Genomic DNA, 24,100 nt, shown 5'->3' on the forward strand with positions numbered 1-24,100 from the left:
AACAACAATTAACGATAGACATTTCTTGATAAAATGGCCTTGCAACGCTTACTTCCGGTAATCGCCAGGCGTAACCCCCGTATATTTCTTGAAAGCGCGAATAAAGGAAATGGCATGCGTGTATCCGACTTGAACTCCAATCTCCTGCACGGAGTGGCGACTACTTTGGAGCAATTGCTGCGCTTGTTCCATTCGGATTTTTACAAGATAATCAACGAACTTCTCGCCAAATTCCTCTTTGAAGGCACGGCTGATGTGTGAGGCATGCAGCTGAAATTGCTCACTTAGCGAGGTGAGTGACAACTCCGGATCTGCATAACGTGTCTCCACATAGGTGCGAATTTGGCGCATGACGGCATGATTGCTCCTGACTTCACGTATATCGGCCATCCGCTGAGAGGCTTGTTCTAACAAATGAAAACAGCTGGCATATAGTTCTTCAATTGTATCGAAATGTTGAGTGGCATCATTGAGCTGAGGAATTGCCATTTGTATGGACTCCTGCAGCTCGGCTGAGAGTTCGATCGTCTCCCGGTGTAAATGATAAGCAAAGTAATTCATGAGGTTTCGAATCTCATCGTAGGACAATAACCCGACTTTTAATTCCGTGAAAAATTGTTCCAAGGCCGGCTTCCAGCTCTCGTCTCCCAAGCGAAACGATTGAGCCAGCGATTTGATCAAAGGCAGGTGTTTATACATTTCCTTCTCTGTGGAAGCTTCAGCTTCCCAGTGATATAATACTCGATTCGTCCCCAAGGCTGATTTAAAGCGGAGGACGTGGGTAGCAGCCTCGTAGGAATGAACCAGTTCCTGTACTTGTCCGACCACATGCCCGACACCGAGCGTAATGCGGAAATGCAGATGCTGTTCGACCCAGGAGCGAATGTTTTCACATAAATTGGCTGCCTGTTTCTCACTGTTTTTAACATCCTCATCTGTAAATATCACAACACTTAACCTGTGTGTAGCCATCCATTCCGCCCAAACCGTGAGACCAAACAATTCAGCTGTTTCATAAACGACCCGGCTTAGTACAAATTTGAGCAGTTCTTGATCCTTCTGAGAAAACATTCGGCATATTTCCATATATTTATCCATTTCAATAGCTGCCACTATAAGCTGACCGAAGCCGGTAGGCAAGTGCAGTCGATTCATCTCGGCTTTCCAGTCCTCATATTCGACCGTCCGGCTGCCTTCCAGCCACTCTTTGAAAAAATGCCTCCGCCTGAATACGATATCTTCCTCATGCTGCTTCTCATAACGGCTGGATAATTCCATGAGATTGCTGATGGCTCGATCAATATACTGGAATTCATCTTTTTTCTTACCGTCGATACTCATCGATTGGAGGTCGGAGATGTCATGGATACGCGACATTATTAATTGAATGGGCCTGTAATTCCGATGGGTCACATAGGTCATCCAGACACCGCCAAGAACAATCATAACCAGTCCCAATCCGATCCACACATAGGAGAAAACAGAAGTGAAGGTATACAAATATTGATCATTAAGTCCGCTGCGGTATTCCCAGTTCGTATAGTTGGAATGGATGCGGGTCAGTTCAGAGCCTGTAATCGCATGCCCATTTCCAGAAGCCAGCAGCTGATTGCCTGCGGGATCATAGACTTGGATGAAGCTGATTTTTGAATTGGACATATCACTGATCATTCCAACAATAGCGTCCATACTGATGTTGACTACAATGATGCCTTTTTGCCCGGATAAAAGAGGGAACTTTCGTACTAGCGAAATGACGACCTTGCGTTGATCCATCTCCGTAAATTCTTTATATTCCCGCTGATTTGTCAGTTCATATTGCGAAGGGCTTTTGATCATCTCATCGATAAACGTTGTATCTCCGAAGCGGTCTGCCGCTATCATCGTGTTGGGACTAATCACCATTTGATCAGAAGCCCGGTAAAAATAAACGGAATCAATGAACTTGTTGTAATTCATCATCCCCCGAATTAATTCTGTAACCTCGTAGGCGGAGTAATAGGGATTTCCCTCCAATTTGTTGTCAAAGAACTGATCGATCCGTTGATTAGTCTGCAGTTCCTTAATGACATACTCATCGATCGTTTTCAAGGTATAATCCACGGACTGCATGATATGTAAAGCATAGGTTTGATTTGCATTTTCAGCTTCTCTTTTGGACAAATGGCTGATGGATAGAATAATAAGCACAATAAGGACGGAGGTGATCATAAAAAATACGGGCAGATACGAGAACAAGAGTCGATAAAACCATGGTTTTGTCATACAAACGCTCCTCAAAAGTAATACATAATGCCATGTAATTACGCTTCCACCACGTTGTATTGCGCTCACTGTCGTACGTTATATGCCAAATCAACACGGATCATGCTTGTATTCGTGAATACGATTGATGACATCGACAGATTGTCCAATGAATGAATTGGGGAATTTTACACAATATTAAATGCTGCAGAAGTGTAACAAATATAGGAGGAGATTTTATGACTAGCCAGCAATCAAGCGGATTACTTGACAAGAAGATCGTGTTGATCACAGGCACTAGTGGTGGTATGGGCCGTGTCGCGGCGCAGACTTTTGCTCGAGAGGGTGCAAAGGTCATCGGGTGCGATATCCAAGTTGATGCCAATAATGAGACGGTTGAACTCGTGCGTCGTTCCGGCGGTGAGATGACCGGCATCGCGCCGATTAATCTCACGATTCCCGAACAGGTTCAGCAGCTAGTTGAAAATGCTGTGGCCGCTTATGGCGGACTCGATGTGGTCTACAATAACGCAGCCATGCAGCGTTTCGGTCCTATGCCAGATTTCTCTATCGAAGACTGGCGGACGACCATAACCGGCGAATTGGATATCCCCTTCTTCGTGTCCAAGTTCGCATGGCCGCATTTGGTCAAGCAGGGTGGGGGAGTCATCATCAATATCGCGTCCGTGGCCGGCATGATTGCTGGCGAAACCCCGCCGATGGTCGCGCACTGCGCAGCAAAAGCAGGGGTCATCGGTATGACGCGACAGCTCGCGCTGGAAGGAGCTCGTCATGGCATCCGCGCGGTGGCCATCAGCTCCGGGCCTGTCTTGACCCCGGCCAGTGACCGCGACCTTGGGGACAACCAAGCAGCCAGGAACGCGATAACCAGCAAGACATTGCTCAAGCGCTTCGGTCAACCCGAAGAGATCGTGGAACTTGCGGCGTTTCTTGCTTCTGATCGAGCGGCCTATATCACAGGTGTCAACTACGCGGTCGACGGTGGTGCTTCCGCTTGGTAAACGGTAATAGAAGATAATGAATCGATTTCCATATCGGATTAAAGGACTAGACAAAGGAGAAGTGTAATGGGAAAACTTGATGGCAAAGTGGCATTAATTACAGGAGGCAATAGCGGGATAGGATTGACTACCACAAAACTGTTCATTGCTGAGGGTGCAAAGGTCGTGATTACGGGCCGAAACCAAACTACATTAAACGAAGTGGCGGAGGAACTTGGTCCGAGTGTCCTGGCCGTTCAAGCGGATGCAACGGATCCGGCAAGCATGGATAAGGCGTTGTCCCAAGCCGTCGAAGCTTTTGGAGGATTAGACATCGTATACGCGAATGCGGGCATTTCATCGGCTACGCCTTTAGGCGGCACAGAATTTTCCGTCTTTGAAGAAGTTCTCAAAATTAACGTGACAGGTTCCTTCTTCACGGTACAATCCGCTTTGCCGTATTTAAAGGAAGGAGCATCGGTTATCTTGACCGGATCGACACGCGCAACGGACGGTGCTCCGGGAAGGGCTGCCTATGCGGCGAGTAAAGGTGCTATCAGCAGTATGGCAAGAGTGCTGGTCACCGAGTTGTCGCCGCGGGGGATTCGCGTCAACACGGTGGTGCCAGGGGCAACTCGCACGCCGATCTGGAAGAAATCGACGCCGGAAGAAACCGCTAAGCTTGAAGGTGCTCAAGCGCGAACTATTCCGTTGAACCGAATGGGGGATCCGGAAGAGATAGCCAACGCGGTATTGTTTCTGGCTTCCGATGACTCCTCATTCGTGCAGGGCGCGGAAATTACCGTTGACGGGGGAGCACGCTCAGCACCGTTGGGGGCTCCGATATATCGTTGAAAGAGAAGAAACGGCAGCCTGTATTGGCTGCCGTTTCATTTTATCTGACGAAGACAGGCGAGTTGATTGCCATCAGGGGGAAAAGGGAACTACGGTCCACTATTTCGGCGAATCTGCGTGGGTTGGCGGATGTAGGGGAACTATAAGGTCTTATTTCTTCACATTTGGCTGGTTTTTAATCAAATATGAAGAAATAAGAGCCCCCCAGTTCCCCTCCGCGCTTCAAAGGGCGCATTTCGATGAAATAGCGCCCTGGTAGACCTTAGTTACTTAATGTAACGGTGCACCACGACCGCTGCATGGAAGGGGTAATAAGCTCGATGCTGAAGCTTTGCAAATTTTTCTTTGAATAGTCAAATGAGCCATCAGCATTCCGGGCAGCAGGCTCATAATGAAGCCGGAACTGGTCGTCAATCCAGATTTTATCCTTTAATGCCTCTTCTTTTACGCTCCATTTCGGAGGATATTTGTTATCCGTATCAATGGTAATTTGAACTTTCAGGATATCGAGGTTATGGATGAAATCCGCGAGTTGGCCATCACTGGTGTTCTGATATTTGTACCCGAATTGATCCGTCGCCTGGATAAAATATTTAAAGAAGCCGCTCTCGCTTTTCACACTCTGACCATTATTGTCGCTAAATTTTAAAAACTCCCACACATACGGGTTACTTGCGAGGTAGTCGGAGCCTTTGATTTGTTCCGATTTTCCGTCCGCCTTGAGGATGGTATATACGGTATTCAAGTTGAATTGAAGTGTCGTATTTTTCAACGCAACCGCCTTGGCTACCGGCTCGGCATAATCGACGGTCACTTGATATTTAGTTAATGTTCTGGATCCTCCAGGCGTGTAAAACGATACGTTGACGTTAAATAATTCCGTCGGCTGGATGCCATAAGCCTTATACACGGGAATGCCTGATGTATTCACGCTTGGGGCGGCCAGTATGGAATCATTTGCATCGGCTGAGACTTGTTGAATGATCGAAATCGGCTTGCCTTTATCGTCTTTGAGCACCTTCGTAATATCGATTCTTCTGTTCTTGTCATCCGTTGCAATAATGTTGATTTCTTTGCCATAATAAGCAAATTTCGCATTCAAAGCTGCAACATCATTCGCACTGCCGATTAAATTGCGTTCGAACAAATATTTACCTGCTGCAAAATGATCATCCAGCATATCCAGCTCGTACTTCATGAAAGGGTCGTAATCCTTCCAGTTGTAAACCGCTAAATTAGACGTTGCCGAGGTGATCGATTCTGCTGTGTTTTTATTAAATACACTTGCTGTAATTGTATAATGCGAGCCATCTGGACTTACTGCTTTCTGGGTTGGTTTGAACATGAATTTGTTCAAATCACCGCTTTTGTCTACAGGCAGCTGCCAAGTCAGGACGTGATTGTCCGAGTCGGTGGAGGAGGGGCTCACCTCATCCCAAGGAGTTTCAAAAATGCCTCCGGCACTTTGCAAACTAGGCTCACCGGAAACCCGTTCGAGTTTATATTCAATCATGTACGGAGTACGATCGAGCGCGGATGCCGCATTAAATACTTTTCCAAATTGGTCTTTAATGGTAAAAACAAACCCTTGAGGCTGCTCATTTTCTGCGAGTACAACCATATCTTTGGTATTGACCTCAATGCTTGAGGGAGTGCGCATCGGTGAGATCTTATAAGATTTACTCGCGGTTGCATCACCAAGATGAGTAAGGCTAGCCGTGATGGAAGCTTCTCCTTCAGACGTAACCTCCTTAACGACTATTTTACCTAGTCCGGCATAACTTTGACCGATCACCGGGTTATCGAGTACAAGGCCGCCTGAAGCGGAGATATCCAAATATCCGCTGCTGTATAGCGTTTCGATTTGGCTCAGCGTAAACTCGTAATTGTTCGGTCCAGTCACTTTCAGGCCGATCACCGGCGGTTGGCCCATTGTCGAGATTTTTCCATTGGCGTCATAATACTGATCCCCAACACTGAGTTGAGCGGTTTCATCCAGCTCGATCTTTGTTGGCAGCACCGTAATGCCAGGAGGTAAGCTCTCCGTAGTGGTTGAACTGCCTGGGGCAGGTACCGCATGCGTCTGGAAGGCATGCCGCGCTTCAAAGCTGGCTAGCGCAAGTGTCTTCCGCGTAGAGGGGGCGCTACCTCCAAAGCTTCCGACGGCGATGTTCGACATGAGCTTGTTCTGAATCGCCAACGTGACATAACCTTTCGCCCAATCGTCTACTGTCATGTCCGTCGTGGGCGTGCCCCCGGAATCTTGCCACTTCAGCCCGCGGACCAAGAATGCTGCCAGTTCTTGACGGGTTACTTGACCCGCCGGGTTGTACAGCTTGCCACTTTCGTCGGCTCCGTTCGTCAGTCCGGCTGTTTTTAATGCTTCAATAAAGGGAAGGGCATACCCGTTAGCTGGATCATCCGCATGCACATCGGCAAACGACGATTGTGTCCCCGCTGGAGGAATCGGCAGTGCAAAGATCATCGCAGCAACCTTGGCAAACTGAGCCCGATTCATTTTCTCGTTTAATCCAAACGAATGGTCCGAGACGCCATCAAATATATGATCTTGAATCAAAACGTCAAATTTGTCCTTGATATCCTGCGGTAAATCACTTAAATCATTAAATTTCTCTGATTGTTGTACCATTGAAGTTCGGTTCCCAGGAACGGTGTCATTCGCCGCATGAGTAACCGGGATTAAAGTTAAGCTAATGAGGACGAAAGACAATAATGATAAAAGCCGTTTCATTCACGCACACCTTCTTATCCCATAATTTCAATACGATTGCATAACCTTGTTTTTAGACAATTCGTGTTTGGTACACTTTTTAGATATACGATCCTATCCGCCCCTTTCCAAAATACTTACAAGCTTACATAGAAATTATAGTAAGATGGACCAAGGATTTGTAAGCGATTTCAACTAAGTTAGTAGGGTGAATCAACCTTTTCTAAGGGCTTAAGGCGCCTAGATTCCGTAATTGCAGATAAGAGCTTTTCATTTTATACTAGTAAAATTGAAACCAGACATCAGGAGGATAACGAGATGAAAAGAATGCTTGTCATTAGCGATATTCACGGAGAACTTGAAAAATTCGAGCGTTTGCTGGAAGCTGCGCGCTATTGTCCGGAAGAGGATCAACTGATTCTGCTTGGCGATTATGTGGATCGCGGGCCGAACGCTAGAGGCGTCATTGACAAGGTGATCGCTTTAAAAGAGGCGGGAGCGCTCGTACTCAAGGGTAACCATGAAGACTTAATGATTAAAGCATTAACGACGGAAGAAGAACGTGCTTGGAAACGTTGGGCGCAAATTAACGGCGGCGATATGACGCTTAGAAGCTATGGGTTTACGGAAGCTGATTTCGCAGTCGATGAACATGCCGAGACGTTCGTTAAACCAACGCTGCAATCGGAGATTTTATCGCAACACCTGGCCTTCATAACGAATCTGGAACACTATATAGAAACAGATGACTATATCTTTGTACATGCCGGTGTTCAGCCCGGAACTCCGATTTCCGAAACGGACCCGCATACCTTGATGTGGATTCGCGATGAATTTCATACCGGTTATTCCGATAAAAAAATTGTGGTCTTCGGGCACACTTCAACAGATACGCTGCATGGTGATACTGAGAACTTTAATGTCTACTTTGGTGTGAATCGCATTATTGGCATTGATGGCGGCGCCGTTTACGGAGGTCAGTTAAATGGTCTGGAGCTGCCAAGCCAGCAGGTTTACATGGTGAAGGAAGTGTAATAGGGAGGAGTTTGTGTAACTTATGGAGAATTTATTTTAGTTATAAGTTACACTAAGTGCCGCTATAGGGGGAAGACCATGCAAAGAAAGTGGTTTTACCGTCTGCTTTTATCGTACATGCCGTTTTTCGTGTTTGTCGTATTGATACTCAGCATGGCGTTTTATTACAGATGGAATGTAGAAACGAAAGAACGGATTCGAAATACGAATGATGTTTTTACCGCGCATGTGATGAATGTCGTGGATTCTTCCTTTCAAACCATCGAAAATTATATTGTTCAACAAATGCTGACGGATGAGTGGATTCGAAATTATTATAACTCCCATGAACCGACATCCCCATTTGCGGCCTATGAAATTACGCAGAGGTTAAATGAGCTCAAAACCCTGTTTCCGTTTGCTGGAGACGTGTATTTGTACAATAAAGAGAATAATGAAGTGATTACGGATAATTCCATGTTTAAGCTCGATCAGTTTGCAGATGCCGATTTTGTGGAGCAAGCATTTCATGGCACCTTGGGCAGCAAATGGACGTCCCCACGCAGTTACAACCAATTTCTCGGTGAAACGCGCCCGGGTCAAGTGGTCTCACTGGCCAAGCAAATCCCGATTACCTCCTCGGTTCCGAGTGGTGTCGTAGTGATAAATATTCAAGTAGGTTCCCTGAATAGTATGATGCAAACGATTAAGGCAAATGCGGCTGATTCTATTAACTTAGCGGGTGCAGATGGCACATCTTTTTTTGAGCGGAATGTGCAAGCCAAAAGTTCCAAGCCGAATGCCTGGGGCAGCAGCAGCGTTCAATCCCTTTACACGGGTTGGACACTTGAGGTAAATGTTCCTCCACTGGAGCAAGCGAGTCTGCTTTCAGTCTTTTTTGAAGCGTGGATGCTGCCTGTCTTAGGGGTGATGCTTCTCGGTATTTTGTTTTTGACGTACATTACTCATAGAAATTATAAGCCGATTGAAGAAATCATGATTCGGATTGATCGTTATACGCTAAAAAGAAGCTTGTCGATGGGGAAAAAAACGGCCCATGACGAGTTTCAGTTCATTTCTTCTGCGTTAGATAATTTAGTGGAAAATTCGCATCAATATGAAAAGAGATATCAAGAGGATTTATCAATTCGCAAAAAATATTGGTTCTATGAGCTTCTCGAAGGCAATTTCTCATTAAGTTCGGATGAATGGATGCTGGAAGCCGCTCAGTTGAAGCTCCCTGAGACATTCGAGTCGTCCATCGTGATGATTGTCGAAATCGATAATTATCAGGATTTTCGCAACCGTTACTCCATTCGGGATCAGAAACTGCTTAAGTTTGTGATGCATGGGGTGATACAAGAAATTGCGCAAGGCGAACAGGTACCCATTTGGTTCGAATGGAAGGAAGCCGACCAATTGGTGGCCATCCTGTACAACCAGTTGGATCCGTCCACTTCATCCATTGATACGATTGCCCAAGCTGTGAAAAGTTGGATTTCATTGAATTTGCAATTTACAGCTTCTATTTATGTGGGGACAAAAGCAAACGATGCGGAAGAGATCAGCCACTCCTATCAGGATGCTTGGAAAGCCGGGCAATTCCGGACGGTGCATGGCTATAATAACATCTATGATGCCAGAGAAGGGCAGCAGCATGCTCGTGGTGATTTGTACAGACAGCTGCAATTCGTCAAAACTTTGGCTAAAGCAGTTAGAGCAGCGGAGCCGAGTTGGCGTGACGTGCTGGATGTCATGTTTGCGGAGATGAAAAACGATCAATTTCCACGAGAGAGAGTGCTCGATGTCGTTCAATACATTTTTGACGAATTAGAAAAATTGCAACAGGATATGCCGGATCAGGGAGAGGGCAACAGGTCCATGCAGCTTCCAACGGAGGCGTTGTCTGAATTAACGCAGTTCGATCTCATCGATGAGATCCAGGAGGGTCTGACAACATTTCTCAATGAGCTTGTCACCTCCATGCAGCAATGGCAGAATACGCAAGATTATCACTCGTTGATCAATGAAATAAAGTCATACCTGTTAGAAGCTTATAGTAATCCGGATTTATCTCTTCATTTCTTAAGCGAGAAATTCGAGCTGCCTTCCCGGGTGCTGAGCAAGCTGTTCAAGGCGGAGACCGGCGAACGCTTCGTGGACTACCTGATTCGCATCCGCGTAGAGGAAGCCAAACGAATGCTCGTCCAGACATCCGACTCCGTCCAGTCCATTGCCGAACATGTAGGATATCTGCAGGTCATTTCGTTCATTCGTACTTTCAAGAAGAGTGAAGGGATTACGCCAGGTGAGTACCGTAAGCTGAAGCAAGCCGATTTACAAACATGATTATCGAGGAAAAATGTTTATTGCAGATTGCCTTGCAGCCGCCCTTCTTGCGTAGAAGGGCGGTTTTACGTATAGGAAACACTTTTGTTTATCGAGGAAAAATGGAAATTGAAGCGTTGGCGAGCGTTAACGTATAGTGTAAGAGTGCTCAGGAACGTTCCTGCAGGAGATACTGGGGCATCACTAACGAAGGAGGTGAGCAGGATTCGCAGCGCCATCTGGAGACGCAACATTCCGTTATATCTTATGTTTGCGCCGATTATCATTTTCTTTATTACATTCAAATATGTGCCCATGTTTGGAAGCATAATGGCTTTTAAGCATTATAATTTTGGTGATGGCATTTTGCACAGCCCTTGGGTGGGGCTTGAGAACTTCCGTGTGCTATTCAGCACGCCGGCCACTCTTCAGATCATTAGAAACACGCTCATGTTAAGTTTATTATCGATTTTTATCGGCTTTCCATTTCCAATCCTGATAGCTATCATGCTCAATGAAGTTAGAGCCATGTGGTTTAAACGTATCGTTCAGACGCTCATTTTCTTACCTCACTTCTTTTCATGGATTATTGTCGCCGGGATTATCGTGACGGTTTTTTCACAGCAAGCCGGAACGGTTAATCTGTTATGGAAGTATCTATTCGGACAATCATATGCGTTCATGTATCATGAAGGATCATGGCTTTCCATTTTTGTAGGATCGGGAATATGGAAGGAAGCGGGCTTCAGTGCCATTGTGTATCTAGCGGCATTGAGTTCTATCGATGCAAGTCTATATGAAGCTGCAAGCTTGGATGGGGCGAATAAATGGAAACAGATATGGCACGTAACGCTGCCAGGTATAAGCTCAACGGTCGTATTAATGTTTATCTTAGCAATGGGACGGGTGATGGAAGTTGGATTCGATCAGATCTTTATGCTGCAGAACTCCACGGTATCCAATATATCGGAAGTCATCAGCACGTATATTTACAAGATTGGCTTAATGGGTTCTCAATTTAGTTTATCGGCGGCTATTGGCTTGTTCGAGTCCTTAGTTAGTCTAATTCTTGTCCTCATCACGAACCGGATTGCTCGCAAATTCGGTAATGGACTATGGTGAAGGAGGATTATCATGCAATTATCTGCAAGTGAACGGAGCTTGATTTTCGTATTTTATGTGTTGCTCACGATAGCTGGATTGGCTTGTTTGTTTCCATTGATCCATATCGTGTCCTTATCCATTAGTGATACGCATGCTGTGGCTTCCGGATGGGTATCGCTATATCCCATAGGCTTCTCATTAGAGTCGTATAAGCAGCTTTTAATGGGGACGCCGATTGTGAATGCTTTTCTAAACAGCATCCAGATAACAGCGGTTGGCGTCGTACTTAGCATGGTCTTCACGATTCTGGCAGCCTACCCGCTGACTCGTACTTATTTTTACGGGCGCAAATTGTATACGTTTGCAATCGTGTTTACGCTTCTTTTTGGCGGCGGCCTTATTCCAACGTATTTAACAGTCAAAGAGTTGGGTTTGCTAAATACCTATTGGGCGCTATGGCTGCCAGGATTAGTTAGCACTTTCAACTTGCTCGTGCTCCGATCTTTCATGGAAAATATACCGAGTGAGCTCGATGATGCGGCACGCATAGATGGATGCGGAGATTGGATGTATTTGAGCAAAATTGTACTTCCGCTTTCCATGCCGGTTTTGACAACACTCGCGCTATTTTATGGTGTAGGGTATTGGAATTCTTTTTTCAGTGTCCTGATTTATATGAATGAAACGACGAAATACAACTTATCCGTACTGGTGCAGCAAATGATTCAGAGCCAAACGATGCTTGCCCAAATGAACAGTTCGGATGCAGCGGATCAGATTCGATTGACACCGGAAGAAATCAATTCGGCTGCGATCATGGTCATGGTGCTTCCGATTATGGTTGTGTATCCTTTCCTGCAAAAGCATTTTGTGAAAGGTGTTATGATTGGTGCCGTTAAAGGATAATTCAATTCCTAGTAAAGGGGTATGGGGTCAATGAAAACATGGAAAAAAAGAACGGTGACGACTGTCACTTTATCATTAGCTTGTGGATGCCTATTAGTTGCTTGTTCAAATAACAGCGGCAATAAAGAGGGGGAAACACCGGCAACAACCCAGAAGAAAGGCAACATTTCGGTTACCATTTATGACCGTGGCAACATTCCGCAAGGGATGGGGACGATTGATAACAACAGATGGACGAAATGGTTGAATGAAACAGGGCCGGCTACAGCAAAATATGTGCCGATTCCTCGGGGAGAATCCGTTCAGAAGCTGAACATTTTGTTCGCATCCGGCAATGCCCCTGACGTCATCGAAGAATTTGATGCTAACTTCAGAGACCAGCTTGTACAGCAGAAACAGATCATGCCGGTTGATGACTTGATTCAGAAATACAGTACGACGTACAAAGAGTTAATGCAGAAATATCCGGAGCTTAAGAAAGCCAGCACGAAATCAGACGGCAAACAATACGAGTTCGGGCGCGTGCAGAAGTTGACCGGATTCCAAGCTTTATTCATTCGCGAAGACTGGTTAAAAAAGCTTGGGTTGAAAGAACCGGAAACAGTGGAAGACTTGTTTAATGTCGCAAAAGCTTTTACGGAAAATGATCCGGATGGCAACGGCCAAAAAGATACCTATGGAATCGCGTTAAGCGGTGAGACCGGCGGTTCGATCAGCACCATGTTCCAGGATGTTTCATGGGTCGTTGAAGGCGGCAAGCTCGTCCACGATTGGGAAAGAGCCAAAGCAGCAGTTACTTTCAAGAAACGGTTATTTGATGCCGGATTAGCGGATAAAGACTTTTTGACGGATAAAAATGGCCAGAAAGCGCTGCAGGATTGGATTAACGGGAAAACGGGTATTTTTGTCGGGCGCACCGTGGATCCCCTTAACTATTCTACGTACTATGAACCGCTGAAAAAGAATGTGCCTAGCGCAGAGGTGAAAGCCATTAAACTGCCGAAATCTCCCTATGGCCGCTTCGCTGTTGGCGTGAATAACCCGGTTCAGATGACGACAGTCGTCAACGCAAAAGCGAAAGACCCGGAAGCTGTGATGAAATATATTGATTTTATGGCGTCCAAGTCAACGGGGGAAATGCTTCGTTATGGAACGCCGGAGGTTGACTCTGCGAAAAATGCGAATGGCTGTTACGCTCCCAAAGATATTCAGCAGTTCAGCAAAGAAGTTTCCTGGAATAACGACTTCCAGCTTTTGCTTCAGCAGATTGAGATGGAACCTTGTGCTAGTGTAGCAAGTCAACTGGATTCCAGCCAGCCGATGCAGAAAGATTTCATCGATCTCATTAAGCAAAATAATGAAGCGAATCTAAGCTCTGACGTACAGTATGCGCCAATTACCTATAGCGAGCATATGCCGGCGCTGCCAGAGGACCTCAAGGTTGTCAATACGAATGTTTCCAAAATAACGGATTTCTATAGCAAAGCGGTTGTTTCCGGTGCGTCCTACAGTGTCGATCAGGCTTTCACAGATGCCAAGGATATGTGGGCGAAATCTGGGGGAGCGAAGCTGGAGGAGTTCTACTTGAAATGGTATGACGAGAAGAAAGATACGGCTTTTTTGGCCAAAGATATGTGGAAATTCATTAAAAATTAAGAGGTGAAACCATTGAAATTTGCAGATTTAACAGCCGGCATCCCGTACGCGAAAGATCCTGCGGTAGTTCGTTATCAAGGAAGATATTTATTGTATTATTCCAGAGGTCCATTCATTGACGGCCGATGGGGAATCGGCATTGCGGAGAGTACGGATTTGGAGAATTGGACCAAAATTGGCGAAGTTCCCATCGAACAAGAATGTGAAGCCAAAGGGATTTGCGCTCCTGGGGCGATTGTACTTCAGGGCCGTGTCCACTTGTTTTACCAAACTTATGGTAATTTCCCTAAAGATGCTATTTGTCACGCCGTATCGGATGACGGTCTGACTTTTACCAAGAATGAAACGAATCCTATCTTCGCGCCTAACGGAGACTGGAATAACGGGCGAGCGATTGATGCCGATGTCCTTGTGCATGAGCATCAGTTATGGCTATACTTCGCCACTCGCGATCCGGAGGGCGAAATTCAGATGCAAGGCGTGGCGACGGCTCCGGTGGATTCCGATTACAGCCGATCTACCTGGACACAAAGGTGCGCCGAATCTATTTTGAAGCCCGAACTGGATTGGGAAGGCAAGTGTATTGAGGCTGCTGCTATGCATAAGCGGGATGGAAAGCTTTATATGTTTTATGCGGGAGCCTACAATAACGAGCCTCAACAGATAGGCTGCGCAATCAGCGAAGATGGCATTCGGTGGGAAAGAATGTTCCAGGAGCCGCTCCTCCCAAGTGGAAAGCCGGGAAGTTGGAATGAAAGTGAATCCGGGCATCCCTTTTTCTTCGCGGATGACGATGGCCGCACCTATCTATTCTTTCAAGGCAATAACGACAAAGGAAAAACGTGGTATCTCTCCAAAGTAGAGGTTGGCTGGGCTGAGGGTATACCTTATATAAGGCCCAACGAATAAGCAAATAGCCGCGGCTATCAAGCCCTATAGTTTATATCAAAAGCCCCCGTCAGGGGGCTTTTGGCTGTTCAATTCGTTTTAAGCGATTTTTGACAGTCCCGATCATCCATAAGAGCACTGGGATAGCGATTAAGAAACATGGAAGTATTACATTTTTCCAGAAAGCAGGGAATGCTACTTCGGTTTGGTCCACATTTCGTGGAAATATGGCGATGACGAAGACGAGTGTACCGACAACCCAAAGCAGATAACGCCATTTCCGTATCTGGAACAATTGGGCCGTTCCATAACTGGCCATGAACATGTAGAGGCATGCTTTAACGAAAACGGTGAAGCTCACGCCAACGACGAGTACACTATCGAGATTCTGTATAAATTCCAAGACGGAAATGTATTGACTGAAAGAATATATGGGGTTTTGCAGTTTGCCTGGAAGGGTGTTATCCATAAGCAGCAACACATCGATCGTGGTGCTCACAATGATGACAGCTGCAATGCCGACACCCCACAAGCTAGAGGAAACCGCCTTCTTTTTTTCTGTAAGAAAAGCGATCAGCATCACGATCATGACCGATTCGCTCAAGAAGGAAATGGTCGGTATGCTCCCTTTTAACACAGGCATCCAACCCGTAGTTGGCAAGAGGGGGAACAGCCGCTCTATGCGCAAATCTTTAATAGATAGGAGCCTGTACAATAACACGTTAAAAATGACGATCGGTCCGATGATTTCGCTGCAGCGCCCGACGATATGAATGCCTCCGTGCACCGCGTAGACAATAACCAACAACATGAACAAGATGATGACCCATAAAGGAGTCGTCACGAACAAGGTTAAATGTACGAAATCAGCATATTGGCGAAGGATGATACCAGCTACGATGATCCACATAAGCAGATAGGCGAAGACGATTGCCTTGCCCAGCCATTTGCCGATAATTCTCGGTACATATTCGATAAATGTTTGATCCGGGTAAAGAAGGCTTAGTTTGATCGCGATATAGGTGATGATCAAAGAAGCAGCACCAGCCAGGAGCGTTGCCAGAGGTGCGCCTTGTTTGGCTATTTTGAATGTCGGGCTGATCGTTATCAGCAAAGTCATTCCCATCTCCATTGAAAATAACAACCAAAACAATTGATATTTCGTCAGCTTCATCTCAAGCTCCTTAGGGTTAACTTTTATTGGGAGGCGCCCCTTGGAGTCCGATTCGCTTGATTTTCACATTCGAATGAACAGTAAGTTTGGCATTGGAAAAAGCTTGCTCCCAGTGGGAATTCAATTCTGCCCATGCTTCAGGATGCTGCCTGGAGATTGTTTTTCCAAAATGGAAAACATCCACTTTGAACTGCTTTTGTGCTTTCTGCATCACGTCCAAAAGCGCCTTTTCGATATGATTGTTTAATTCGGTTTCGTAAGTTCTCAGAATCTCATCATTGCGAAAATCCACACCTGCAGTGCTCTCCACTATAACGGCATTGCCTTTCACTTCAACACCTATTGCCACTTGCTCGCCGTGGATTTCGGTGTGCACCTTGCTGCCCAATTGACTGATCGTAACGCTGTACGATCCTTCTCCGTTTGACATGGATACCGTGACAGGCATACGATCCGTTTCACCAGTGAGCCATAACCGATAAGCCGATTCCAACCTTTCGTAATAACCGACTAATTGCAGTTTTCGGTTAAGAACCGCGCGGCCGTAAACATGCAACGTTTTCTTTTGGAGCTTCGAATCATATGACATCTCGACGGCAGGCAGTGTCGAACCGCTTCCTTCAACGTTTTGCTCGACTAATAACTCTAGTAACGAATTACCTGTTCTTTTGCCAATAATTTGTCTTAACTTTGAAAGGGCAATGACGGGCATTTTCTCCAGCTGATAGGACATTCGCATAAACTCAAGGGCGGTTCCGCCCTTGACAATCCATATGTCCGATTTGAGTCGGCTGTCTGGATCCCTAGTGACCGAATCGATATCGTTCGAAATGCCGATCATTGCCGTTTTTTCGCCAATGTAAATGTTCTGGCGATGACCTCGGGTTATTCTTCGCGATAGCTTTAACTGCATGTCCAATAAGCAGTCGGACACAGTCTTTCCTGTTCCTGTCTCGATGAAGTAAGACTGTTTCTCACCGCCGCCTGCTTCTTCGGACTTCTTCGGATTCATGAATTGTCCGATCAGTAATACATTTTCCTCATCAAGCCGATCAACACCAGAACCTAATTCGAATAAGCGGTCGTTCAATTCTTTATGATCCCAGCATCCGGTTAACGGGACCAGCAGCAGGAGGAGGAGAGCTTGCTTCAAGCCATATCGTTTGCTCTGCATATTACCTCCGTGTAGGCTTTCTGTGAATAAAAGCTTTAAGTGAAGTCATTTTTGGCCATGGAGCGCGCAAAAGAACGTCCTTGATTTGGTCGGGCTGAAAAGGAGCGATCGGAGATAGATAAGCGACTCCGAACGACTCAAGCCTAGCCATATGGATTAAGATGATGATCGTTCCCATCGCAACTCCGAACAAGCCAAGAACTCCGGAAATAAGAAGAAGCGGAAACCTAAGAATTCGGAACGGGATGCTCATGTTGTAGCGGGGGATAGCGAAGGACGCAATTCCCGTTATGGAGACTATGATGACCATTGGGGCGGAGACCATTCCGGCCCTTACCGCAGCTTCCCCGATCACCAAGGCACCTACGATACTGACGGCTGAGCCGACAGCTTTCGGCAGCCGCACTCCGGCCTCGCGCAAGCCTTCGAACAAGAATTCCATTAAGAGCGCTTCAATAACCGCTGGGAATGGAACACCTTCACGAGCCGACGTTATGCTGAGCAAAAAGTTCGACGGCAGCAGCTGCGGGTGAAATGTCGTAATCGCGACATATAAGGAAGGCAGGTATAAAGAAATGGAGAATAGGATAAATCGGGACCACTTCACCAGGGAGGAATAGAGAAACCGCTCATAATAATCCTCGACAGCTTGAAATGCGGTCCAGAACGTCATTGGAACGAGCAGGGCTTGCGGCGATCCGTCCGTCAAAATCGCTACTTTTCCTTCCATCAGGTTAGCCGCCACGATATCAGGTCGCTCCGTATTCATGACTTGAGGGAAAGGAGTGAATGATCTATCTTCAATGAATTCTTCAATATAGCCGGAATCGAGTACGATATCCATTTGGATGGTGGACATTCGCTGTTTGACCAGCTCAACCAAATCCGGACGGGCTCGTCCTTCCACATACGCGATGACGACTTTGGTTTTGGAAAATGTGCCGAGAACGACGGATTCAAACTTCAGGACGGGGGTTTGAATTCGTCGTCGAATGAGACTCGTATTGACTTGAAGTGTTTCGGTAAAACTCTCTCTGGGACCGCGAATACTCACCTCGGACGCAGGTTCCTCGACTCCTCGTAGCTCCAAAGCGGCCGTTTCCAGAAGTATCGCTTCCGGTTCACCTTCGATGAATACAGCCAAGTAAGCCTGCAGAATCGATTCGACGATTTCCTTCAGGCGGCATTCGTTACGAAGCGGACGTACGACCGCAAAATGCTCTTTCAAAATCGGATAGTCGACTGTTTCTTTGGCGCTGACGCCGGATTTTTCCATTAGCCATGAATGAAACAGAGGCGATGTGAATACGTTCTTATCAATCATTCCATCGACATAGACCATGAGAATTGTACATTCGTCAGACAAAACGACCCGTTGAAAGACGATGTCGAAACAATGTGCGAATACTTGGTGAAGCAAAGCTTCGTTCTCAGCCAAGTCCGTGCTGATGGTATCCTGCGGATAGGTAACGGAATTTCTTGAGGATATCAAGCTCATGCAGCTCCAGTAATTTTTCCTTATTATCCTTCTTATGGTTTTTTCTATGCAAAGCTTTTGGATGAAGGCGCGATTCTGGAGCTGCATTAGTGGCTGGATTCATTCGGGAGGAATGCATGGAGTTGCACGATATCAGAGAGAAGAAGAAACGCGTTCCATTAGGATGAAATGGGAAGAAGACAGCTTGGGATAACGCTGCTGAATGATTTCCGTCATTTTAAAATCAGAATGCTTGGATAAATACGCCCCAATGTCCCGGTCAAGAATCGTAGGAACCTCTTGGGGCTCTAGTCCTGTCGTGATCTTCGTATACAAGACGACCCACCGGCTGGAACTTTGAAACACATCATTTAACGTTGAACTAAAATCTTCCTCATCGGTTATATGATAGAGTACATCCAAGCAAACAACGAGATCCGCTTGGAAGAATCCGCGGTTAATCAGAAAGCCGGGCTTATAAAGCATAAAGCTTTTGCTCCTGTCATCTTTATACATCTCTTTGCACAAGCTTATTGAGGATTGTGCAACATCTAAACCTAAATATTGCGGATAATTCATCGTTTGCAGCTGATTGCCGTCCCCGCATCCAAATTCAATTACGGTGGAAATGGCATGTTTTTGAATTAAATCATTGATTATTTGGGATTTGAATTCAGCCAATAACCCATAAGAGCCGCTGCCGGAATCGCCTCCTAACCTATAATTCTGGTCCCAGAAGTCAATATAATCAAAACTCATCCCGATTCCTCCTCAAGCAGGTGTTCTCTTCTTCAGAACGGCACGGAAACAATACAATCCACCCCATAAATCGGTGTGGAGAGCATCAGGAGGAAGAGTGAAATTTGTTTCGGAGAGGAAGTCCAGACCGGAATTGTGAACAAAGGATTGAAACATGTTTAAGTCAACAGTCGGATAGTCGAGTGTAAGGATCAACAGTCCATCGTCCTTTAAGGTTCTACTGAATTCTTTCATGCTCAGCAGCATATCATTCGGATTTAAATGTTCGAGCACCGAAATACAGAAGATTTTATCAAAAAAATCATTCGCATAAGGAAGCTGAGTAAGGCTCGCTTGACTTAGAATGGTTTCCGTATAATCTCCCTTTCGTACAAACTCTGCCGCCTCTTCATTAATATCCGAACGAATGGACTCAAGTAAGCTTTGGGTTGAAAGCACCCGCGCATCCCAATCGCAAGCATAAGCTTGCTTACATCTACGGCCGAGAACAAATTTAAAAGGGTGGGGGATCCCGCAAGCCGCATCCAACGCGATGTCGGTATCTTCAATAAAGGAAGCGCACCACGCGTACTCATAGGTCCGGCTCCACCAAGTGTCGGGTAAACGGTAGAGAAATTCTTGTACCATAGGATCAGACTGAATAATAAAACGGGTTTGAAGCAGGGAATTAGGCATGTGGAAGACCTCCTTTCTCCTCAAAGCATTCACTCTGCAAGCTATATAGGTATGCAAAATTGGATGGTGATAGAAGGTCTCCTTATGGGTTAAAAGGTTCTGGTTTCAAACGTTTGCGACCTCGTTGCTCCTCCAATAAACGAACCATATAAGACTGTACATATTCCGTTTGTGAATTGGACCAAGCTGGATGAGCGAGATTACGAGTTTCGAGTGGATCTTCGGTTAAGTTGTACAATTCATATTCCTCGGGCACCGGAACGGTTTTGCAAGTAACTTGACTTGTTGTTTGATCCGAATCTGCACACAGTTCGCCAAATAGCTGAATTGTCACATCGCGTACACCGGGATCACTCCAGAACTGATCATTATCAAAATATCGGGTAAACTTCCATGTTTGATTCGGTCGTCCCTGTTGCCCAGGCAGATCGACGATAACGGTCTCGATGTGGTTTGGTTGTACGACAGAGTTGTAAGATCGCCCTAAGGGATCAATTTGTTGTTGGCCTCGCGTAATATCGTCATCCGTCATGAAATAAATCGGTTCGTTCGCATAGGCAGTTCCCTTATGCTCCGGGCGATGGAGTAAATATGGTGTCAAATCATGGCCAACGAAGGGACGAACTTCACTGAAGCTGCTTTTCAGCCTGTTTTCAATGGCAGGCATATCTGCCTCTGCAAGTCCAAGCATGGTGGGCAGCAGGTCAAGATGGGAAGTTAGCTCTGAAAAACTTTGTTTCTGCGGGAAAAGGCGCTTATTGTGAATGAGAAAAGGTACATGCAGAACTTCTTCATAAGCGCAGTACATTTTCTGTCGCAGATGGCCGTGGGCGCCTAGCAGATCACCGTGATCCGAAGTGAAAATGATGATCGTATCCTCGTCGAAAGAAGAGCGGCTTAGGGCATCTAACACTTTCATGATTTGATGGTCGGCATTTTTTTGCAATTGATAATACAGCTTTCGATAAAAGGGCTCATTGATAATTGGCTGCAAAGCTTTCGGATAGGTATCTCTGTAGCTGGCTTGACAACCTGGCTTCGTATGTAACGATTCATGAATCGTTGGCGGAGGAGGGACTTCAGGCATTGGATCAACATGGAATTGGAACATGTTCGGCAGATTGGCGGTTAGCGTCCCATAAAGTGTAATATCATGCGGATTTACGAAGGAAGCGACGATAAGCCATGGCTTGGCGTCAGGATCGGCACTTTTTTGATGGTCCAGCGCTTCAATCAACTTCACAGTCTCTGCGCTATACACGACATCCCTGCCGCTCATGCCTGTGGCTGACGATGAAGCGGAATTATGTGGATTGCGGCCGTGTGGTTCAGGTCCGATCCATGAGGAGAAGCCGAAGGCATTTAGCGGATCGGCGGACAAGTAAAGCTGTTCCCGCTGCGGAACCGGGACACCGGTTGCCGGGTTATAACTTGGCACATCCGTATGCGTTCCAGGTACCAAAATATCTTCATAGGAAATATGCCATTTCCCTTTGTAATAGGTTTGGTAGCCTGCTTCGCGAAAGTAGTTGCCCATTGTAGGCACTGTATTTGGCGGCAGCCAAAACATATCGGGATCGAAAGCACTCTTCGCGATACCGTTCGTTTGCGAAACACCATGGAGAGACGGATAGTGTCCGGTAAACATCGTAGTCCGGCTCGGAGAGCAGGCAGCACTGCCGATATAATGGCGGTGGAGCTCTATGCTATTTGCACGCAGTCGTTCGTGTGCTGGGAGATTCGTGAGCCGCCAAGCGCCAATCTCCGGGCTTTCGTAGGCTGGAGGATACCGCTCCTCATCGACAATGATCAGGAGGAAGTTCGGTTTTTTACGCATACATACACCTCCGAATTTACCTGTTCTAAACCTAGTTGTATGCGGAGAAGACGTTAACCATGCTGAATACAAGGGGGATGTTTCCAACGCAGCGACGAATTTATGAGGAAATTATCTGATTGACATCAGGAAAATAATGGTTTATTCTAACGTTGACTGATTTAGTCAATCAAAAATTTATAGAGGTGAATGTTATGAATTTTGTTCAAAAAGCAGACAAAGCTATCGTGATCGGCGGCAGCATGTCAGGTCTAATGACGGCAAGAGTCCTCTCATCGTATTATGAAGAAGTACTGCTTATCGATAAGGATGCATTTCCGCAACATCCCGAAGACCGGAATGGCACTCCGCACGGTTTTCATCCCCATAGGTTCACACAGCGTGGTAAAATGATAACAGAGCAGCTTTTTCCTGGTTACGAAGATGAACTGGCGGCGCTTGGTTCACCAAGCTCGCTTCATAAAACCGTTCATATGATGAATCAATATGGAACCGTGGAAGCACCTTACCAACGGAATGATAGGAAGTTCAGCCGTGCCGTGTTGGAGTGGGTGATACGTGACCGTGTAAGGAAGATTCCCAATGTACGACTGCTAGAAGAGTATGATGTCATTGGGCTGCATACGAGCCGTAATCATACAGCGGTTACGGGCATTCAGGTTCGTCAGAGGGGAGCAGGCATTAAGCATGATTACATGGCAGATCTTGTCGTGGATGCAAGTGGACGCTCCTCCAAATTGACGCAATGGCTGAAGGAATTTGGTTATGACGTGCCTGCCCCTGATCGGATGAAAGCAGCTATCGGCTACAGCACACGTCGTTATAACGTTCCTGCTCATATGAAGCATCTGATTGAGAAATGGGATGTAATAAACATCATGGGCCAACCCGCACAAGGAACGTTCACGGGAGTATTTTCCTTTATCGAGAATGAGGTGGCTGAAATGCTGCTGTATCGCCCAGGCGGGCATTATCCACCAACGAATCCGGAAGATTTCGAACGGGAGGTCGCTCAGCTTCCTAGCCCCCTGATTGGAGAAATCCTAAGTGAGCTTGAACCAATCACCCCGCCTAAGGGTTTTCGCGTTCCTGAACTGTACCGTCACCACTATGACCAAATGGACAAATGGCCGGACGGATTGTTAGTATTAGGGGATGCATACTGCATTTATGACCCTATTTTTGGCCAAGGGATGACGGTTGCTGCTATAGAAGCGGATTTGCTGGACACTATGCTGCAGGAGCAACTTAATCATCCTGAGCCACATTTCGAGCAGAGGGTTCTATGCACTTTTCAAGAAAAAGCGATTACACCTGCTTGGTGGTTGAATTGTGCAGCGGATATGCAGTGGGATGGCGTCGAATACGTGGCTGGCTCAGAACCGCTTGAGGGAATTGCTTTTGGCAGCCGATATATGAATTTGATCTTGAGAGAGGGTACGGCGAATCATAATTTCAAACTATTCGGTTTGTACTGGGGTGTTAATTCATTATCTTTGCCTCTGCATGAGTTGTTTCAGCCACAGATGGTCAAGTCGGTTCTTGAGTCTTCGGAGGAAGGGCGGCAATTACTTGCCGATCTGTTAAGAGAATACGAGCTGCCATTAGAAGAAATATTGAACAAATTGATTCCAGGTTAGGAGTGAAGAATGTCTTGCCTCCATTAAATGAAGAGCAACAGCTTCAGATTCGTGATGAACGCAGAGAGCAAATTATGAGCGCTGCGCTTAAGGTTTTTGCAAGACGGGGGATTATTGGGACGAAAATGAGCATGATCGCCGCTGAGGCCGAGATTAGCCATGGGCTGCTCTATCATTACTTTACGTCGAAGGAAGAGCTTTTCACAACACTAGTTGAAAAGGCCATGATTGCATCGGATGAAGCTATGCAAAATGTTTACAAGCTGCCGGGCTCGCCGATTGATAAAATAAGAGCGTTAACGCAAGACATGATGGATGAGAGCGGGACGGACTATTTTCTACTTATACATCAAGCGAGAACCTCAGACGGAGTGCCTGAGAAAGTCGTGGAGTTAATTGAGCGCTATTCCATGGATAACTACGTCAAGCAGCTGCGGGCCTTATTCCGAGAAGGACAGGAAGCCGGTCAGGTTGCGGAGCGAGATTTGGACGAAATGATTTCGTCGTATTTATCAGTCCTCTCCGGTCTGATGGTGCTGAATGTTCAGAAAATTGGAGGCTACCAGCTTCCGAAAGTTGACGTGCTGCTGAGGATGATTACTCCTTAGTGGATGAATAGGATAAGGGGTATAAGTGC

19 protein-coding genes are annotated in these 24,100 nt (G+C 46.2%); 11 read left to right on the top strand and 8 right to left on the bottom strand.

Annotated features, from left to right (window positions below):
- Window positions 1–48: 48 nt before the first annotated feature.
- Window positions 49–2,265, bottom strand: coding sequence for a helix-turn-helix domain-containing protein (locus AC3WTJ_RS24280; RefSeq protein WP_492524004.1), 2,217 nt, complete (start codon window positions 2,263–2,265; stop codon window positions 49–51).
- 218 nt (window positions 2,266–2,483) lie between these two features.
- Here AC3WTJ_RS24280 and AC3WTJ_RS24285 point away from each other — a divergent pair, with 218 nt between their 5' ends.
- From AC3WTJ_RS24285 to AC3WTJ_RS24295, 3 genes are all read left to right on the top strand, one after another.
- Window positions 2,484–3,266 (top strand): SDR family NAD(P)-dependent oxidoreductase, encoded by a 783-nt coding sequence (locus tag AC3WTJ_RS24285; RefSeq protein WP_157320871.1) that lies wholly within the window; start codon window positions 2,484–2,486, stop codon window positions 3,264–3,266.
- A gap of 66 nt (window positions 3,267–3,332) precedes the next feature.
- The gene (locus AC3WTJ_RS24290; RefSeq protein WP_492524005.1) at window positions 3,333–4,100 is read left to right on the top strand and encodes an SDR family NAD(P)-dependent oxidoreductase; all 768 of its coding nucleotides are present in this window, start codon (window positions 3,333–3,335) and stop codon (window positions 4,098–4,100) included.
- Window positions 4,097–4,246, top strand: coding sequence for a hypothetical protein (locus tag AC3WTJ_RS24295; protein ID WP_492524006.1), 150 nt, complete (start codon window positions 4,097–4,099; stop codon window positions 4,244–4,246). Before AC3WTJ_RS24290 ends, AC3WTJ_RS24295 begins: the two co-directional genes overlap by 4 nt.
- 116 nt (window positions 4,247–4,362) lie before the next feature.
- Here the strand turns inward: AC3WTJ_RS24295 and AC3WTJ_RS24300 are convergent, their stop codons facing one another.
- Window positions 4,363–6,852: an S-layer homology domain-containing protein gene (locus AC3WTJ_RS24300; RefSeq protein WP_492524007.1), complete on the bottom strand. Its 2,490-nt coding sequence runs from the start codon at window positions 6,850–6,852 to the stop codon at window positions 4,363–4,365.
- 297 nt (window positions 6,853–7,149) lie between these two features.
- On the opposite strand from AC3WTJ_RS24300, the gene AC3WTJ_RS24305 reads away from it, so the two are divergent.
- The 6 genes from AC3WTJ_RS24305 to AC3WTJ_RS24330 all read left to right on the top strand — a co-directional run bounded on the left by AC3WTJ_RS24305 (window position 7,150) and on the right by AC3WTJ_RS24330 (window position 14,748).
- Window positions 7,150–7,866, top strand: coding sequence for a metallophosphoesterase family protein (locus AC3WTJ_RS24305; protein WP_492524008.1), 717 nt, complete (start codon window positions 7,150–7,152; stop codon window positions 7,864–7,866).
- Between the two features lie 78 nt (window positions 7,867–7,944).
- Window positions 7,945–10,194 (top strand): helix-turn-helix domain-containing protein, encoded by a 2,250-nt coding sequence (locus AC3WTJ_RS24310; protein ID WP_492524009.1) that lies wholly within the window; start codon window positions 7,945–7,947, stop codon window positions 10,192–10,194.
- A gap of 246 nt (window positions 10,195–10,440) precedes the next feature.
- Window positions 10,441–11,295 (top strand): ABC transporter permease, encoded by an 855-nt coding sequence (locus tag AC3WTJ_RS24315; RefSeq protein WP_157322206.1) that lies wholly within the window; start codon window positions 10,441–10,443, stop codon window positions 11,293–11,295.
- A 12-nt stretch (window positions 11,296–11,307) separates the two neighbouring features.
- The gene (locus tag AC3WTJ_RS24320) at window positions 11,308–12,183 is read left to right on the top strand and encodes a carbohydrate ABC transporter permease (RefSeq protein WP_407867575.1); all 876 of its coding nucleotides are present in this window, start codon (window positions 11,308–11,310) and stop codon (window positions 12,181–12,183) included.
- Window positions 12,184–12,213: 30 nt separating this feature from the next.
- Window positions 12,214–13,839, top strand: a complete 1,626-nt coding sequence (locus AC3WTJ_RS24325) for an extracellular solute-binding protein (protein WP_492524010.1) — start codon at window positions 12,214–12,216, stop codon at window positions 13,837–13,839.
- A gap of 12 nt (window positions 13,840–13,851) precedes the next feature.
- Window positions 13,852–14,748: a family 43 glycosylhydrolase gene (locus AC3WTJ_RS24330; RefSeq protein ID WP_492524011.1), complete on the top strand. Its 897-nt coding sequence runs from the start codon at window positions 13,852–13,854 to the stop codon at window positions 14,746–14,748.
- Between the two features lie 49 nt (window positions 14,749–14,797).
- Here the strand turns inward: AC3WTJ_RS24330 and AC3WTJ_RS24335 are convergent, their stop codons facing one another.
- The 6 genes from AC3WTJ_RS24335 to AC3WTJ_RS24360 all read right to left on the bottom strand — a co-directional run bounded on the left by AC3WTJ_RS24335 (window position 14,798) and on the right by AC3WTJ_RS24360 (window position 21,823).
- Window positions 14,798–15,901, bottom strand: a complete 1,104-nt coding sequence (locus AC3WTJ_RS24335; RefSeq protein WP_492524012.1) for a GerAB/ArcD/ProY family transporter — start codon at window positions 15,899–15,901, stop codon at window positions 14,798–14,800.
- Window positions 15,902–15,917: 16 nt separating this feature from the next.
- Entirely contained in the window at window positions 15,918–17,075 is a 1,158-nt protein-coding gene (locus AC3WTJ_RS24340) for a Ger(x)C family spore germination protein (protein WP_492524013.1), read from the bottom strand.
- 1 nt (window position 17,076) lies between these two features.
- Complete coding sequence (locus AC3WTJ_RS24345) at window positions 17,077–18,573, bottom strand: spore germination protein (RefSeq protein ID WP_492524014.1); 1,497 nt, start codon at window positions 18,571–18,573, stop codon at window positions 17,077–17,079.
- A 132-nt stretch (window positions 18,574–18,705) separates the two neighbouring features.
- Window positions 18,706–19,311 (bottom strand): class I SAM-dependent methyltransferase, encoded by a 606-nt coding sequence (locus tag AC3WTJ_RS24350; protein WP_492524015.1) that lies wholly within the window; start codon window positions 19,309–19,311, stop codon window positions 18,706–18,708.
- 12 nt (window positions 19,312–19,323) lie between these two features.
- Window positions 19,324–19,986 (bottom strand): class I SAM-dependent methyltransferase, encoded by a 663-nt coding sequence (locus AC3WTJ_RS24355; protein WP_492524016.1) that lies wholly within the window; start codon window positions 19,984–19,986, stop codon window positions 19,324–19,326.
- Window positions 19,987–20,068: 82 nt separating this feature from the next.
- On the bottom strand, window positions 20,069–21,823 hold the full coding sequence (locus AC3WTJ_RS24360) for a sulfatase family protein (protein ID WP_492524017.1): 1,755 nt from the start codon (window positions 21,821–21,823) through the stop codon (window positions 20,069–20,071).
- A 194-nt stretch (window positions 21,824–22,017) separates the two neighbouring features.
- On the opposite strand from AC3WTJ_RS24360, the gene AC3WTJ_RS24365 reads away from it, so the two are divergent.
- Together AC3WTJ_RS24365 and AC3WTJ_RS24370 are read left to right on the top strand one after the other, a co-directional pair.
- Entirely contained in the window at window positions 22,018–23,463 is a 1,446-nt protein-coding gene (locus AC3WTJ_RS24365) for an FAD-dependent oxidoreductase (RefSeq protein ID WP_492524018.1), read from the top strand.
- 14 nt (window positions 23,464–23,477) lie between these two features.
- Window positions 23,478–24,071, top strand: coding sequence for a TetR/AcrR family transcriptional regulator (locus AC3WTJ_RS24370; protein ID WP_492524019.1), 594 nt, complete (start codon window positions 23,478–23,480; stop codon window positions 24,069–24,071).
- The last annotated feature ends 29 nt before the right edge of the window (window positions 24,072–24,100 follow it).

The organism is Paenibacillus sp. FW101-FHT12H11 (assembly GCF_058790355.1).

What these genes read in the sequence shown, in the direction of transcription:
- AC3WTJ_RS24280 (WP_492524004.1), bottom strand. Translation starts at nt 2,265, where the DNA reads ATGACAAAACCATGGTTTTATCGACTCTTGTTCTCGTATCTGCCCGTA.
- AC3WTJ_RS24285 (WP_157320871.1), top strand. Translation starts at nt 2,484, where the DNA reads ATGACTAGCCAGCAATCAAGCGGATTACTTGACAAGAAGATCGTGTTG.
- AC3WTJ_RS24290 (WP_492524005.1), top strand. Translation starts at nt 3,333, where the DNA reads ATGGGAAAACTTGATGGCAAAGTGGCATTAATTACAGGAGGCAATAGC.
- AC3WTJ_RS24300 (WP_492524007.1), bottom strand. Translation starts at nt 6,852, where the DNA reads ATGAAACGGCTTTTATCATTATTGTCTTTCGTCCTCATTAGCTTAACT.
- AC3WTJ_RS24305 (WP_492524008.1), top strand. Translation starts at nt 7,150, where the DNA reads ATGAAAAGAATGCTTGTCATTAGCGATATTCACGGAGAACTTGAAAAA.
- AC3WTJ_RS24310 (WP_492524009.1), top strand. Translation starts at nt 7,945, where the DNA reads ATGCAAAGAAAGTGGTTTTACCGTCTGCTTTTATCGTACATGCCGTTT.
- AC3WTJ_RS24315 (WP_157322206.1), top strand. Translation starts at nt 10,441, where the DNA reads ATGTTTGCGCCGATTATCATTTTCTTTATTACATTCAAATATGTGCCC.
- AC3WTJ_RS24320 (WP_407867575.1), top strand. Translation starts at nt 11,308, where the DNA reads ATGCAATTATCTGCAAGTGAACGGAGCTTGATTTTCGTATTTTATGTG.
- AC3WTJ_RS24325 (WP_492524010.1), top strand. Translation starts at nt 12,214, where the DNA reads ATGAAAACATGGAAAAAAAGAACGGTGACGACTGTCACTTTATCATTA.
- AC3WTJ_RS24335 (WP_492524012.1), bottom strand. Translation starts at nt 15,901, where the DNA reads ATGAAGCTGACGAAATATCAATTGTTTTGGTTGTTATTTTCAATGGAG.
- AC3WTJ_RS24340 (WP_492524013.1), bottom strand. Translation starts at nt 17,075, where the DNA reads ATGCAGAGCAAACGATATGGCTTGAAGCAAGCTCTCCTCCTCCTGCTG.
- AC3WTJ_RS24345 (WP_492524014.1), bottom strand. Translation starts at nt 18,573, where the DNA reads ATGAGCTTGATATCCTCAAGAAATTCCGTTACCTATCCGCAGGATACC.
- AC3WTJ_RS24350 (WP_492524015.1), bottom strand. Translation starts at nt 19,311, where the DNA reads ATGAGTTTTGATTATATTGACTTCTGGGACCAGAATTATAGGTTAGGA.
- AC3WTJ_RS24355 (WP_492524016.1), bottom strand. Translation starts at nt 19,986, where the DNA reads ATGCCTAATTCCCTGCTTCAAACCCGTTTTATTATTCAGTCTGATCCT.
- AC3WTJ_RS24360 (WP_492524017.1), bottom strand. Translation starts at nt 21,823, where the DNA reads ATGCGTAAAAAACCGAACTTCCTCCTGATCATTGTCGATGAGGAGCGG.
- AC3WTJ_RS24365 (WP_492524018.1), top strand. Translation starts at nt 22,018, where the DNA reads ATGAATTTTGTTCAAAAAGCAGACAAAGCTATCGTGATCGGCGGCAGC.